The sequence below is a fragment of the Bacteroides sp. HMSC067B03 genome (genome assembly GCF_001811315.1).
GTDB classification, from domain to species: Bacteria; Bacteroidota; Bacteroidia; order Bacteroidales; family Bacteroidaceae; genus Bacteroides; species Bacteroides faecis.
The window spans coordinates 18583-33683 of sequence record NZ_KV804412.1 but is presented as its reverse complement, the minus strand read 5'-3'; the positions used below and the strand labels follow the sequence as shown (position 1 = coordinate 33683).

Below are 15101 nucleotides of genomic sequence, written 5' to 3'. Positions count from 1 at the left end.
AATGTATCTGGGTAATATGAACTAATTATCTGAATAATTTAAGATTGTAAATGTCCATGGTAAGGGATGGCACAAAAGTATTTTGTGATATATTGTCTTTTTCCAGGAAGAATCCTAGCAGTAAGTCGGCAATAGTATCTCCTTCGGCACTTCCATTATCTTGTAAAGTCAATACAATTTCTCCGTTTATCATAGTCGGAGCAAGGTTGACGCTTTGCTCAGGAAACCAATAACTATAATAACCGGAGGCTATTCCCGAATAAATATATAACGTAGTTGTCATTGTACCGTCTTCATTTTCTACCTTTGTTTCTCCTTGGTATTGTCCGGATGCAATCTTGAAACCATGGTCGGTATAGGTTGCTTCCAGAGTCATCGGGAAGAGGCTGGAATTAGGAAGAGAAATAACATAAGTTCCATTCTCTTCGCTTTCTTTTATACTGGCCGGACCTTTACCTGTAGCCGAATCTTTTTGCCAGATACGATTGAAACTAGCTACCCAGCTTCCCAGTAAGTTTTCGGCATCATATTGCATAAGCACATATACGGCAGTACGTACCCCATTTGTAATTTCTACAGATGTTCCGCGTACAGTATTGGTGGTGTTTTTCTCGAAGTTAAATTGGATACCCTCATCTACTAATTCGTAAGATAACCATTCTTTGGCATCTTCGGGAATGTTTACTTTAAATGGAAATGAACCTTTCAGCGCAATAATCAACGAACTCTTTTCGTTTCCTGTAGCCTGTTGCAAATCATTTTCGTTATAAATGATGATGGCGCCTTGCTGTGTAACGGTTACTCTCTGTGTATTTGCTTCATTACGAATGATAATTTGTGCAGATCGTCCCGGAAAGTCGTAATTCTCCTTTACGTCAAATGTAACCATCTCATGGCTTGTTTCTTTTATTGTACACCAGTCTGCGTCTGCAACTGCCGTCACGTCACCGGTTGCTTCTATGCGGATAGAACCTGTTCCACCGGCGGCTTTGAACGTTACGTCTGATTGGATGACCTTCAATACGGATACGCTTGAGTCATCATTGTCGCATCCTGCAATCAACATACATAACGTCAGTATGAATATATTTAGTAACTTTTTCATTCTTGATACTTTTTAAAATGTTCAGCATTCAGGTTATTATTGCTTTTCAATTGTATAGTCGTCATACCAGCCTACCCATCCGCCAAGAGTACTTTGGCTATATGCGGGTGAAGTATAACCTTGGAATACAAGTGCAGTAGGTTCCGCTCCGGTCAACTGGCTAAAAGTTCCTTCGTCTTTGAAACTTATTGTTAGTGGAGAAGTGCTTTCTGTCTTGCTTACCACAGAGAAGTAATAGCCTGTTTCCGTACTCATGAAATAAGGAATGTACGACATGCCGTTGCCAAATGACAATGCACCGTAATAGCCGTTTATTGAGCCTAATGCCTGAACCGGTATAATCATCTTGCCACTGGAACGGTCATAGGTGATGCTGATAGGTACATTGAGACCTGATAAGTTAAAGCTTTTGTTCTCTACATTTTGTGAAATGGTGATGTCGAACTCTTTACTTTCGAACGTCTGCTCTTTACCACTTTCCGGCTGTGTCAATGCTTTACATTTGAACTTGTAACTACCAAGAAGATCATGATAATAAAGATAACCTTCCGGATAAAGGGATACTAATTTTACTCCTTGAGCACTTTCATCCGTACAAGTGAATGTCATGAACGCATTGTCCCAGGCAAAATATTGCATTTTTTTGCCATTGATAATAACAGGTTCGCGGAAGTGAAGTCCGTTGGGAGTAAAGACAAAGGGGATCGTTGTGGAAGAGGTCTCTGTTTTTCCACTAAATGACAGCGTATAGTTATCACGTTTTAAATAACCGATTTTTTCTCCTCCTGCCATTATATCGAATTGATATAAATAAGCATTCTCTTCTATTTCATTCACTCCCCTGATATACTCTTTCCATTTAGTTGTTACCGGCATTCGTGTCATGGTCATTGTATTACCATATTTCTTTCCTAGTAGAGTGATCTGGTTATCCGAAGCATCCATGATAATAAACTCATAGTCTCCCCCCATGTTGGCATTTGCATCGTTTCCACTGCCTGCCGGAGCTGCAAAAGCATGAATCAGCTCATTATAGCTGTCAAATGTGAGCATGGTGGATTGTTCGGAAACCACCTGATAGAGAGATTCTATAAAAACTCCTGATGGTACATTAGGGGTACTTAGTGTAGAAGCCATCGTCACTTTTTTGTCATCAAACTTACAAAGGAGAGTGATACCTCCCATAGCATAGCCGGAGCCAATATAATATTCCAGCAGCCAACCGTTTGGAGAGCTTTTTAATAGTTCGCTACATTTAATAACATCTGCAGCGGCACGTTCGGCAGAGGACTTATCGAAATAATCATCCTGTTGAAATAAACAGGAATGAAGACCGATGCAGGCTGTAACCAATATAAAGTAGGTTAATATTTTTTGCTTCATAATCAGTGTCTTTTTAGTTGTTGGTAGAGTTGATGTCGTCTTCAATATCGATAGTGTTCAGATCTAAAGAATAAATTTCATCCTGACGCCGTAGTACGACAGAACGCAGATCATCTAAATCTATTCCCCAGGTATCTCTCATATAATTATAGACAATATTGAATTTTTTGTTGATTATTGCTTCACCGCTTTCTCCTGCGGCAGCTAACATGGATTTCCAATAATACTCATCGTGGGTGACATATATAGCGATGTTTTCAACAAAATCTTCTCGGGCCTCGCTCATTGCATAGGGGCTGACAAAACCTGCTTGCCAGGCTTGCTGGTCGGTGCGTGAACTTTGTTTTCCGGTTTCCGGATCGGTATACACATACCAGTTGCTTCCGATATATGCATTTTCGGTGATGCGGTCGAAGGCAGGATCGTAATTTTTTGTCTGATGCAGAATATGAGCGAACTCATGATGCATTGTTTTGAAATAGAATTTGTTTAATTGTTCTATATTAATGTTTTCCACATTCAGGCTATTTACATTGTAAAGGGTAATTTTCATTCCCCCTTCTGCTGTTCCAAGTACCATTGTCCCGCTTTTATCGTAAGCCGGAGAACCTATCAGATGTATCGTTTTGGGAATGTAAACCCGCAGGAAGTTAATGCCGCACAGCTCATCATATGCTTCCATTCAGACATGCTTTACAATTTTGGCTAATACCACCGACTTATTATAATCGGCAGGGATCAAATTCTTGGATTGATCGCTTTCGATATCTTCCATACGGTATTTGAAGGTGACGTTGTAGGTATTCATGTAATTTCTGAATAACCAATGATCGAATGCATTGCCGGTAGTTTCTTCCATCGGGAAGATGCTGTTTGCAGTATCGATATCCTCATCATTGTTACATGCGCCCAAGCAGATTGCTGTGGCGATGAATAATGCGTATAATAAGATGTATTGTTTCATATTCTTTTCTCCTTTCTCTTTTTATCTTGGATTTGCTTCTATACCTGCTGCTATTACATTTGCCGGAATCTGGACGACCCTGCGCAAGTCGTTTTTGTCCATGGTATCAGTAATGTCCATTAATTCTTCGTTTTCAAAGTAACGGCGTTGTACAGTAATGCCGTATCGTCTTATATCTTGCCAGCGTAGGCCTTCTCCCAGTGTGGTGATTCTGCGCAGATGCAGGATACAATGAATGAAGTTAGTCTGTCTGCCGGGTTCAAGCGTAAAGTCCGGAGACAAGGTCTTTTTAGGAGTGATAACTCCTTCATTAAGATTATAGTATTTCATACTTCCGTAAAACTGGTCAACCATTTCCGGAGTTATCGTTTGCGTATGGGTAGTAAAGGACTTCTGCCAGGAAGTGATGTCGGCGGCAGCTTTATCATATTGTTTCAGATAGGTGTATGCTTCTGCACGAGTGATCAGAGTTTCATCAGTAGTGAATGCAGGAACCATGGCGTAAGGATAAAACCCACCGCCTGATACGGCTATTTTTGCCATTAGAGTGATCCGGCGGAAAGAGATTTTAGGTGATCGCGAAGGTTCAAATGGTTGTTGGCGGAATCTGGTGTAGGCACCCCATAGTCCGGTTGAATAACAATCTTCCAGCCCGGTTACAGCATTGTGTGAGTAGCGCATGCAGAGTCCGTAACCGGCATCTATTACTCCGCCAAGCGTAGAGCTGGTACTGAGAAGGAGTAGGTTGGCGGGCTCACTTGCATCGATATAAGCATTAGGCTGGACGTCTCCATTGGGGCTGAGGGTCCCGAGATATTTCCAGTCCCGCAGTACTTCATCGGCATTTGCTCCTAATACAAGATTAGCGTATTCTACTACTTTTTTGCAATTAGAGAAATCCGGTTGCATATAATAGAGGTAGAAACGTGCGGCAAAAGCATATGCCGCTTTCTTGTTGAAATGATATTTGGGAATAGAATAGGCATCATCGTTAATTAGAGGGATGCCTTCTTCTAGATCAGCTGCAATTTTTCGATATACACTGGCGAGCGTACCACGTTCGTAATGGGGGGCTACAGTAGTCTGAAGTGTTTCCATGTAGGGAATGCCTAATTCCTGTTCGGCTGTATTACTGTTATATGCTTGGCAAAATGTAGTTGCCAGCATAAAATGAGCATAGGCACGGCATACCAGAGCTTCCCCTTTCTGGGGATTTAACGATGTCGGATTTCCCAGGTTCTTGATTCCTTGCAGTGCATGGTTGGATGAGGCGATTGCCGCATAGCAGGCATCCCATAAGGCTTGTGGAGTATCTTGTCCTTCTTCGTAGGTATCTTTCCAGTTGTACAAGTCCTCTTCTACCTTTTGCCAGTAACCATATGCACGACTATTCTCGTCTGTGTTATCGCTGTATAATTCCCCTATTTCGCAATTTGTACTTTGCGGATAGGCAGATACCAGGATATTGGCGATACTTTGTTCGGTATCCAACTCTGTCCGGTTGTCCGGAAGTTCATCCAGAAAACTGCTGCAAGCTGTATAGCATGGAGCTAGTAGCAATATCAGTCCTATATGTATTATATTTTTTCTCATATCTAATTTTATTTATAAACTTATTAGTTAATTTATAATCCTAATCTCAATGTCAAAGTAAACTGACGGGGTACCGGAGAGGCTACGCCTCCGGTGTTAAAGAACTCCGGGTCTTGTCCGTTCAATTTCTTATCTGCATAAAGCAGGAAGAGGTTAGTAGCTTGTAATTTGAGTGATAAGTTGGATATCTTTAACGGGTTCAACCAAGTGCGTGGAAACTCATAGGCGAGTGATATTTCTTTCATTCGGATGAAGTCTCCCTTCGCGATGCGGGCCGTTGAGTAATTATAAGCATTGTAGGCATAAGACAGATTCAGATTATGGCTATACTGCGGATAGCTGATTATTGCCGGAATATCTGTTTGGCTTTCATCGCCGGGTAGTGTCCATCGGTTCTTAAATTCACGCGGCATAGCTGTCAGGTCGGAGTAGCTGGCTTTGAATACCGGGTCCAGACGGACTACATTGCCGAATGAATAAGTAAGGAAAACATTTAGCTTGAAGCCTTTATATGTGAAGACGTTTCCAAGACTACCGGTGATAGTCGGGTCTGTCGGTCCTTCATATTTCAGATAATCGATATTGTCACGTGCCTGGAATTCAATCTCTGTGCTTGTAATTTTACCATTGATATCGAATAGGGGAAGACCATTCTTGTCCAGGCCTACAAATGGGATAGAGAACAAACCACGAACCGGATAGCCTTCACGGGCAAATCCGTTACCGGAAATTAAATCCATCACATTTGCCAGTGATTTAAGGTCGGTAACTTTATTTTTGGTATGTGAGAAGATAAAGTCTGTGCTCCAGCTGAAGTTCTTTTTCTTTATATTCTGTGTAGAAAGAGTGAACTCGATACCGTGACTTTCCATTGAAGCTACATTAGCATACGTATAAGTTCCTCCTCCGCCAACTCCCGGGGTGATTGCCGCTCCGATGAGGTCATAATTGTTACGTTTATACCAATCGAGTGCCAGATTGATCCGGTTATCAAGGAAACCAATATCCCCACCGATATTCAATTCATGTTTCTTTTCATAGGTCAGTTCGCTGTTCTCACTGTCTGCCATAAAGATTCCCGGTTCTTGGATATCTGTAAAAGGGCGGTAGGGAGAATAAGCTCTGAAAATAGCCTGTGAGTTTGTTACATTGGCGGGACCGCGGTCGGCTGTCAGTGAATAAGAAACTTTCAGAGTGAGGTGTGAAAGAGTTGGTTCCAGCTTTTTGAAAAAGTTTTCTTCATGAGCATTCCATGCTCCTGACAGGTTCCAGGTGGGGAGCCAACGTGCAGAGTGACTTCTGCCCATGCGGTTGGTTCCTTCATAACGGAATGTCCCGTTCATGGTATAACGCCCGTCGTACGAATAGGTCACGTTGGCAAATGTGGCCACACTGCGTGCCAAACTGTGTTCCAGCGCATAATATTTATCGTCTGCTTCCAATCCTTTCTTGAAAAACTGATATACATAGGATGGAGTTTCACCCATTGAGTATTGCATCCCCCAACCATTGAACATGGTGTATGAACGGCGGAGATCATTGACTTCCATTCCTCCGAAAGCATTGGTGATATGCTTCTCGGCAAATAAATGATTCCATGAAGCGGTCGCACGGAAATCCAATCCTAACATTTTGTAATCTTTACGTTGATAGATGCCTCCTCGTGGCAGAATGCTGATAGGTAATGAGTAAATATCATCCGGATCGCTGTAAAGCAGCCCATTGTTGTTACGAATGGTTGCGTCATCCATACCTGTGCGATATGCTGTTGCCTGATTAGAGTTATCCAGGATATTGTGCTCTTGAGAACTGGCCTGATATTTTAATGATCCTAATGCGCTAAACTCCAGTTCGGGAAGGGCTTTCCATTTTATCTCTCCCTGAAATTTCACATCTACTACATTCAGTTCAATGTAGTTATTGTCTAGTTCATGTAAAATATTGAATGGAGCATAATTGGAAGTATAATAAGCGTTCGGGTCCATTGCTCGAGAAGTGTTGATGGCATAAGAATATGGGTTGATATCAAAACTGCGACTGACTTCTCCATTTGCGGCGTTGACGGTAGAGCTAATGGTTCCGGGTGCTTTTTGCTTACGGTAGGATGCGCTTGAAATCAGGTTGACGGATAGATTTTTGAGTACGTTATAAGTTGTGTTTACATTTGCTGTATAGCGTTTCACTTCACTTTGTTTGTACCATCCCGGATCGAGCATTGCACTCAATGATGCATAGAAAGAAGACTTTTCAGTTCCGGAAGTAATGCTGACCGAGTGGTTCTGTGAAATATTATTAGAGAATAAAGCATCAAACCAATCGGTATTTCTCATTTCTGCTTCGCGTAGATAAGCGTTCATTTCTTCAGTACTGGATATGGCATATTGTCCGGTGACAGGGTCGAAAGTATTGATAAGCTTATACATACGACCATATACACCACTATTGGCAGCGCGATAGATGTCACTGTAATTTAACCATCCTTTTTGTTCCATTTCTTTATAAACTCCCATTTGCTCCTGTGAATTCATAATGTTGAATTCGTTATAGGTGGGGATCATACGAGTGGTAAATTCACCTGTATAACTAATCTTGTTAATACCGGCTTTTCCTTTTTTGGTGGTAACGACAATTACACCTGCCATAGCACGTGCTCCATAAATAGAAGTTGCAGAGCCATCTTTCAATATCTGAAAGCTTTCAATGTCGTCCGCATTCAGACCGGCAATAGCAGAACTGATCAATGTTTCTGCGTCTCCCGAAGAGAGATCGTCTGCACCGACTTCAATTGCGTCTTCCATAATAACTCCATCCACCACCCACAGAGGTTTGGAACTACCATATATAGAGGTAGCACCACGAACCCGGATTTTAGGAGCAGTACCAAATGTTCCCGATACATTTTGAACTGATACACCGGCGGCACGTCCTTCCAGCGCACGACTGATTTCGGGCATACCGTCGAGTTTTACTTCTTCAGCGGATAGCTGTGCAGTAGCACCGGTAAACAATCGTTTATCCATTTTCTGCATACCTGTGACTACGACTTCCGACAGCGTTTGCACATCGGTATTTAGTGTAACACTCATCGTTGGAGTGGCAGTTAGCTCCTGTGGATGCATGCCAATATAAGAGAACTGTAAAATAGAGTTGCTGGCTACTTTCTCGATAAAGAATTTACCATTCAGGTCTGTCAGTACTCCGGATTTGCTGCCTTTAATCTGTACGGTGGCTCCGATGAGCGGTTGCCCGTCATCTCCGGATATGACTACTCCGTTAACATCGAATATTTTAGCCTGTTTGGATGGGCCGGTAGGAGTGATTGTGATAAACTGGCCATCTATATGGTATTCTAATGGCTTGTCGATGAGTATGATGTCTAGTGCTTGCTTTATGCTCTTGTCTTTTACGGACCCCGAGACTGTGAATTTCTTGACATCATCATACGTAAACAGGATTTTGTATCCTGATACTTTCTCCAGACGTTTCAACACAGAAGGCAAGCGTTCATTGTTGAATTCCAACGTGATTTTCTTTTCGTTTTGTGTCTGAGCTTCTGCCGGTCGTGGCAGTAAGCATACGCATAGGAGGCACACGATAAATAAATACCAGTTTCTTTTCATACGTTTGATTTTAAATAACACTATTTTGAACTTGTTTTATATTAATAGTGCGTATGAAAGGAAATTTAAGACACCCCTTTTGCGAATTATTTTCTTTAAAAGATAATATTTTGTTGTTTTCTTTGTGCTTTTGTATACTTTTTGTATGAAAATACTAATCGATAGTAAGAGTATTGCCGTTTAAAGTTACGGTTACTTTTTTCATCCGATTAAGTAATTGAATGGTGTGTTCAAGCCCAAGCCGGCGATCAGCTACAAAGTGCATTTTGTAGTTCATAGCTTCTTTATTGCGGAATTCTATACTTACATTGTACCAGCGTCCGAGATTTTGCATAATTTCCCGAAGAGTGACATCGTCAAAGTAGAAGTAGCCGTCTTTCCAGTAAATGTAAGAGTCCAAATCTACTTCCGTCAGGATAAAATTGCCGTCAGCTTGCAGATGTGCATCTTCTCCCGGAGTAATGGCAGTGTAGGCGCCCCCTTGGGTGTTACTGACTTCTACCTTTCCATTGATAAGTACTACGTGAGAGTCTTCCGGGTTGTAGCTGCGTATATTGAATTCTGTACCTAGTACACGTGTTTGTATACTTGGAGTCTTTACAATAAATGGTTGCTGTTTATTAGGGGTTACTTTGAAGTATGCTTCACCTTCCAGATATACGGTACGTTCTTTTTCTACAAATGCCGTGGGATAAATTAATCGGGTATTTGCATTGAGCCATACTTCTGTTCCGTCACAAAGGATCACTTTAAAGTTCTGCCCTCTGGGGATGGTCAGTGTATGAGTTTGAATCGTATTTTGTGCATTAGGGACATTGGCTACTGTCTTTTTAGTACGGCTGTAATCCAGATATTCTTTGGTTTTGGCAGCTACTTTCGGATCTTTTTGTGATTCACCTAATATCATTTTCTCTCCGTCTTCAGCTTGCAGGGTAATTTCTTGGGGAGTATTATCTGCTGTAAAGACGGTGATTGGGTCAGGAGTCGGGAATATATCCAGAGTATTGGATATGATGAATACAAGACCTGTGAGGATAGCCGCCGCTGAGACCAGACTGATGGCGAGTTTCAGTCCGGCAAAAGGTTTTCGCTTAGTGTGTTTCGCTTTGAAACGAACTAATTCAGCTTCTACGTCTATCGATCCGGGAGTTTGCTGTTGTTGTAACGCTACATTCATATCCATGATGTCACGGCATGTTTGCAGGCATTCATCATCTTCAAGAGCGCCGGACGTTTCTTTCTCATTGAGCTCTGAGGGGGATTCCATGATATCTAATGCTTTTTTGATGGAATCATTTATATCGTTGTAACCTTTGTCCTTATCCATAAATAACTTTTCAGTTCTTGGTTGTTTTTATTTCTATTACTTATTTTAATACGTTTGTTTAAGATAGTTAGATACCCTCTTTATTCTTTTTTAGCAAACTCTTTACGGAGTACAGAGAGTGCTTTTACAATGTGTTTTCGGACAGCGCTTACGCTTATATTCAGTTCATCAGCCACTTCCTGATATTTTTTTCTTCGTACATAACATTCTTCAAGGATATGCCGGGTGTGGGCAGTAAGCGTTGAAATAGCTTTGTGGATGCGCATCATCCTTTCGTCATATTCTTTGTATTCTGTTTCTGTGTATGATTCGGTCAGTTTTATATATAATTGAACATATTGTTCGTGTACGTTCTGATGACGCAAGTAATCGATGCATTTGTTACGGACGTAAACATAGAGATAAGATTTGGCTGTGGTTTTATCAATCTTGGCATAGTTAGTCCAAATAAATTCGAAAGCATCACTTGCGATATCTTTACTAGCCTCCATATTATTGATCAGATGGAATGCATAATAATAAAGTTGGGGGTAGTACTCTTTAAAAAGATAGTCGAAATCTGCTTTGTCTTCCACGTGCTTTAAAGTGTTGAATAGTAAATAAATTGCGTTGCAAATAAACAAATAATAATTGAGAAAAGCAAAATGGCTTTTGTTTTATATTTATTGTATCTTTGTAGCGTCATTCTTTTCTTATATATTAGGACTATATTAATGGAGAGTATTCTAATTACAGGTGCAAGTGGATTCATTGGAAGTTTTATTGTCGAAGAGGCACTGAAACGAAAGTTTGGTGTGTGGGCGGGAATCCGTTCTAGCAGCAGCAAGCAGTATTTGAAGAACCGGAAGATTCATTTTCTGGAACTGGACTTTGCTCATCCCAACGAATTGCGTGCCCAACTCTCCGGGCATAAAGGGACGTATAACAAATTTGATTACATTATTCATTGTGCGGGAGTCACCAAGTGTTCGGACAAGAAAACATTTGATTATGTAAATTATCTTCAGACTAAATATTTTGTTGATACGTTGAAGGCACTCAATATGGTTCCGAAGCAGTTTATCTATATCAGCACATTGAGCGTATTCGGACCGGTGCATGAAAAAGATTACTCGCCCATTTCGGCAGATGATTCTCCGATGCCTAATACGGCTTATGGATTTAGTAAACTCAAAGCCGAACTTTATATACAGAGCATTCCCGGTTTCCCTTATGTCATTTATCGTCCTACAGGAGTTTACGGTCCCCGTGAAATGGATTATTTCCTGATGGCAAAGTCCATCCGTCAGCATGTGGACTTCTCGGTGGGTTTCCGGAGACAGGATCTGACTTTTATTTATGTAAAGGATATTGTGCAGGCCATCTTCCTTGGAATAGAGAAAAGAGTAGCGAGAAAAGCGTATTTCCTGTCGGATGGAAACGTATATAAAAGCCGCACATTTTCGGACTTAATACAAAAAGAACTGGGCAATCCGTTTGTTATTCATATGAAATGTCCATTAATTGTGCTAAAAGTTATATCTTTGCTCGCTGAATTTATTGCTACGCGTTCCGGGAAGAGCAGTACGCTGAATTCTGACAAGTATAAAATAATGAAACAACGTAACTGGCAATGTGATATAACCCCTGCAATGACAGAGTTAGGGTATGCTCCCGAATATGATCTGGAGAAGGGAGTTCGTGAAACGATTGCCTGGTATAAAAACGAAGGATGGCTTTAGACTTATTTAAGCGAGTGGAAACCCGGAAGGGGTTGTTTGCTGTGGAGAAGATTACATTGATTTATAATCTGTTGACCTCCATCTTGATACTGTTCCTGTTTCAGCGAATGGATCATCCATGGCACATGTTGCTGGATAGGGCGATGATTGCTGCAATGACTTTCCTGTTGATGTATCTTTATCGGCTGGCACCTTGTAAGTTCTCGGCATTTGTGCGGGTTGTCATTCAGATGAGCCTGCTTTCGTACTGGTATCCCGATACGTTTGAGTTTAACCGGTTCTTCCCCAATCTTGATCATGTATTTGCTGTTGCCGAACAATTTATCTTCAATGGGCAGCCTGCTATCTGGTTCTGCCACACATTTCCGCATCTGATAGTCAGCGAAGCATTCAATTTGGGATATTTCTTCTATTATCCGATGATGCTGATTGTGACGTTATTCTACTTTATCTATAAGTTTGAATGGTTTGAGAAGATGTCATTTGTACTGGTAACTTCTTTCTTTATTTATTATCTCATTTATATCTTTGTTCCGGTGGCGGGACCGCAATTCTATTTTCCGGCTATCGGGTTCGATAATGTGTCGAAAGGTATCTTCCCGGCTATTGGCGATTATTTCAATCATCATCAGGAACTATTGCCCGGTCCCGGCTATCAGCATGGGTTCTTCTATAATCTGGTAGAGGGTTCGCAGCAGGTAGGCGAACGGCCTACTGCTGCATTCCCCAGTTCTCATGTCGGCATTTCCACTATCTTGATGATTATGGCGTGGCGTGGCAGCAAAAAGCTCTTTGCCTGCCTGATTCCTTTCTATATGCTACTTTGTGGTGCTACCGTGTATATTCAGGCGCATTATGTTATTGACGCTATTGTAGGCTTCTTCTCAGCGTTCGTTTTATATGTTGTAGCAACGTGGATGTTCAAGAAGTGGTTTGCGCAGCCGATGTTTAAGTAAACCAATCTGGTATATCATCGATCTACAGATGCTAGATTGGCAGTTATCTCATCAAATATCCGGAACAATTCTTCCTTTGTTTCCGCCCGAAGCATAGCGATACGGGTATTACGAAAATTAGGAATGCCTTTGAACAACGGACTGGCAGCCAGATGACGGCGTACATGCAGAATACCTCTACGTTCGTCAAGCAGATTCACACTGTCTACTACCTCCTGTCGTAATACCTCCATGCACCATTCAAAACTGAGTGGGGGAAGCGCTTCTCCTGTTTCCAGATAATGCTTCACTTCCTTGAATATCCAGGGGCGTCCGAAGCTTGCACGACCGATCATGACAGCGTCTACTCCATAACGGTCGAAACACTCCTTACAGCGTTGAGGCGTAGTCACATCTCCGTTGCCGATGATAGGAATATGCATGCGGGGATTGTTTTTTACTTCCCCTATCAGTGTCCAGTCTGCTTCTCCGGTGTACATTTGCGCACGGGTCCTACCGTGGATAGTCAATGCGGCAATACCGCAATCCTGCAATTGTTCTGCCAAATCTACAATGATTTTATTATTGGCATCCCATCCCAGACGAGTTTTTACAGTTACCGGTATTTTCACGGCATCTACTACCGCACGGGTAATCTCCAGCATCTTCGGAATATTCTGTAACATTCCTGCTCCGGCACCTTTTCCCGCTACTCTTTTCACCGGGCAACCGAAGTTGATATCGAGAATATCAGGCTGTGCCTGTTCCACTATTTTGGCGGCTTCCACCATTGTTTCCGTATCCTTCCCATAAATCTGAATGGCAACAGGACGCTCTTCGTCACTGATGCTCAACTTCTGCGCGGCCTTGTTGACGGCACGTATCAATGCATCACTCGATACAAATTCAGTATATACCATGTCGGCACCGAACTTTTTGCACATCAGGCGGAAAGCCGGGTCTGTCACGTCCTCCATGGGGGCGAGTAGTATAGGATGTTCTCCCAGGTCTATATGGTTTATCTTCATAATTGATACTTCTTTTTTGCCGTGCAAAGGTACGGATAAAAACTGAAAGAACTATTTGTTGAGGTAAGTTTCACGGATGCGGATTAATTCGTACCTTTGCATACTCCTATCACATTTTAATGATTATCGAACAGTAAAATGAATATAAAAGACTTTGAAATAATGGCGCCTGTCGGTTCGCGCGAATCTCTTGCGGCAGCCATTCAGGCTGGAGCCGATTCTATCTATTTTGGTATAGAAAACCTTAACATGCGTGCCCGTTCTGCCAATACGTTTACCGTTGATGATTTGCGTGAGATAGCCCGGACGTGCGACGAACACGGGATGAAAAGCTATCTGACAGTCAATACGATTATCTATGATAAGGATATTCCTTTGATGCGTACTATTGTCGATGCGGCCAAAGCAGCCGGAATATCTGCAGTGATTGCTGCTGACGTGGCAGTGATGAATTATGCCCGCCGGATCGGGCAGGAAGTGCATTTGTCTACTCAGCTTAATATATCGAATGCGGAAGCCTTGAAATTTTATGCCCAGTTTGCCGATGTTGTGGTGCTTGCACGCGAACTGAATCTGGAGCAGGTTGCAGAGATTTATCGTCAGATCCGGGAAGAAAATATCTGTGGACCGAGTGGTGAACAGATTCGTATTGAGATGTTCTGTCACGGTGCTCTGTGTATGGCAGTCTCCGGAAAGTGCTACCTCTCTTTGCATGAAATGAATCACTCCGCCAACCGGGGGGCTTGTATGCAAGTATGCCGTCGTTCTTATACCGTTCGTGATAAGGAGACAGATGTGGAACTGGATATCGACAACGAATATATCATGTCGCCGAAAGACCTGAAGACTATTCATTTTATGAATAAGATGATGGATGCAGGTGTGCGTGTATTCAAAATCGAAGGTCGTGCCCGTGGCCCTGAGTATGTGCGTACAGTGGTAGAATGTTATAAAGAGGCGATTCAGTCTTATTTGGACGATACCTTTACAGACGAAAAAATCGCAGCTTGGGACGAACGTCTGAAAGCTGTTTTCAACCGTGGATTCTGGGATGGCTATTACCTCGGACAACGACTTGGCGAATGGACACGGAATTACGGTTCGGCAGCTACGGAGCGTAAAATCTATGTGGGTAAAGGTATCAAATACTTCTCCAATATCGGCGTTTCCGAATTTCTGGTGGAGGCGTCCGAAGTCAGTGTAGGCGATAAATTGCTGATTACGGGACCAACCACCGGTGCAGTCTTCATGACGCTGGACGAAGCCCGCGTCGATCTGAAACCGGTAGAAACAGTCAAGAAGGGACAGCGCTTCTCGATGAAATCAGACAAGATACGTCCCAGCGACAAATTATATAAATTGGTATCTACCGAAGAACTGAAGAAGTTCAAAGGACTTGATGTAGAACAGAAAAGAGGATAAACA

General features: G+C 42.2%; 10 protein-coding genes and 1 pseudogene. 3 read left to right on the top strand and 8 right to left on the bottom strand.

Annotated features, from left to right (window positions below; all coding sequences use genetic code 11):
* Nucleotides 1-25: 25 nt before the first annotated feature.
* The 7 genes and pseudogenes from HMPREF2794_RS19120 to HMPREF2794_RS19090 form a co-directional block, all read right to left on the bottom strand.
* Complete coding sequence (locus tag HMPREF2794_RS19120) at nt 26-1105, bottom strand: BACON domain-containing protein (RefSeq protein WP_022301343.1); 1080 nt, start codon at nt 1103-1105, stop codon at nt 26-28.
* Between the two features lie 36 nt (nt 1106-1141).
* Nucleotides 1142-2488: a DUF4302 domain-containing protein gene (locus HMPREF2794_RS19115; protein ID WP_010535866.1), complete on the bottom strand. Its 1347-nt coding sequence runs from the start codon at nt 2486-2488 to the stop codon at nt 1142-1144.
* A 13-nt stretch (nt 2489-2501) separates the two neighbouring features.
* Nucleotides 2502-3452 (bottom strand): annotated as a pseudogene (locus tag HMPREF2794_RS19110) (putative zinc-binding metallopeptidase).
* Nucleotides 3453-3473: 21 nt separating this feature from the next.
* Entirely contained in the window at nt 3474-5045 is a 1572-nt protein-coding gene (locus tag HMPREF2794_RS19105; protein WP_010535864.1) for a RagB/SusD family nutrient uptake outer membrane protein, read from the bottom strand.
* A 32-nt stretch (nt 5046-5077) separates the two neighbouring features.
* A complete protein-coding gene (locus HMPREF2794_RS19100; RefSeq protein WP_029425140.1) occupies nt 5078-8665 on the bottom strand; it encodes a SusC/RagA family TonB-linked outer membrane protein in 3588 nt (1195 codons plus the stop codon).
* Nucleotides 8666-8819: 154 nt separating this feature from the next.
* Entirely contained in the window at nt 8820-9992 is a 1173-nt protein-coding gene (locus tag HMPREF2794_RS19095; RefSeq protein WP_010535862.1) for a FecR family protein, read from the bottom strand.
* 80 nt (nt 9993-10072) lie between these two features.
* Nucleotides 10073-10567 carry an RNA polymerase sigma-70 factor gene (locus HMPREF2794_RS19090; protein WP_010535861.1) on the bottom strand — a complete coding sequence of 165 codons (495 nt, stop codon included), beginning with the start codon at nt 10565-10567 and terminating at the stop codon, nt 10073-10075.
* A 138-nt stretch (nt 10568-10705) separates the two neighbouring features.
* On the opposite strand from HMPREF2794_RS19090, the gene HMPREF2794_RS19085 reads away from it, so the two are divergent.
* A complete protein-coding gene (locus tag HMPREF2794_RS19085) occupies nt 10706-11713 on the top strand; it encodes an NAD-dependent epimerase/dehydratase family protein (RefSeq protein WP_010535860.1) in 1008 nt (335 codons plus the stop codon).
* Nucleotides 11704-12669 carry a phosphatase PAP2 family protein gene (locus tag HMPREF2794_RS19080; RefSeq protein WP_010535859.1) on the top strand — a complete coding sequence of 322 codons (966 nt, stop codon included), beginning with the start codon at nt 11704-11706 and terminating at the stop codon, nt 12667-12669. The genes HMPREF2794_RS19085 and HMPREF2794_RS19080 overlap by 10 nt, the downstream gene beginning before the upstream one ends.
* A gap of 14 nt (nt 12670-12683) precedes the next feature.
* Here the strand turns inward: HMPREF2794_RS19080 and dusB are convergent, their stop codons facing one another.
* The gene (dusB, locus tag HMPREF2794_RS19075) at nt 12684-13676 is read right to left on the bottom strand and encodes a tRNA dihydrouridine synthase DusB (RefSeq protein ID WP_070752251.1); all 993 of its coding nucleotides are present in this window, start codon (nt 13674-13676) and stop codon (nt 12684-12686) included.
* A gap of 138 nt (nt 13677-13814) precedes the next feature.
* Between dusB and HMPREF2794_RS19070 the strand changes: the two genes are divergently transcribed.
* The gene (locus HMPREF2794_RS19070) at nt 13815-15098 is read left to right on the top strand and encodes a peptidase U32 family protein (RefSeq protein WP_070752249.1); all 1284 of its coding nucleotides are present in this window, start codon (nt 13815-13817) and stop codon (nt 15096-15098) included.
* Nucleotides 15099-15101: the final 3 nt, after the last annotated feature.

Excerpts from the sequence above, each read along its gene's own strand:
- HMPREF2794_RS19100 (WP_029425140.1), bottom strand. The coding sequence starts at position 8,665 with ATGAAAAGAAACTGGTATTTATTTATCGTGTGCCTCCTATGCGTATGC.
- HMPREF2794_RS19105 (WP_010535864.1), bottom strand. The coding sequence starts at position 5,045 with ATGAGAAAAAATATAATACATATAGGACTGATATTGCTACTAGCTCCA.
- HMPREF2794_RS19085 (WP_010535860.1), top strand. The coding sequence starts at position 10,706 with ATGGAGAGTATTCTAATTACAGGTGCAAGTGGATTCATTGGAAGTTTT.
- HMPREF2794_RS19080 (WP_010535859.1), top strand. The coding sequence starts at position 11,704 with ATGGCTTTAGACTTATTTAAGCGAGTGGAAACCCGGAAGGGGTTGTTT.
- dusB (WP_070752251.1), bottom strand. The coding sequence starts at position 13,676 with ATGAAGATAAACCATATAGACCTGGGAGAACATCCTATACTACTCGCC.
- HMPREF2794_RS19095 (WP_010535862.1), bottom strand. The coding sequence starts at position 9,992 with ATGGATAAGGACAAAGGTTACAACGATATAAATGATTCCATCAAAAAA.
- HMPREF2794_RS19120 (WP_022301343.1), bottom strand. The coding sequence starts at position 1,105 with ATGAAAAAGTTACTAAATATATTCATACTGACGTTATGTATGTTGATT.
- HMPREF2794_RS19115 (WP_010535866.1), bottom strand. The coding sequence starts at position 2,488 with ATGAAGCAAAAAATATTAACCTACTTTATATTGGTTACAGCCTGCATC.
- HMPREF2794_RS19070 (WP_070752249.1), top strand. The coding sequence starts at position 13,815 with ATGAATATAAAAGACTTTGAAATAATGGCGCCTGTCGGTTCGCGCGAA.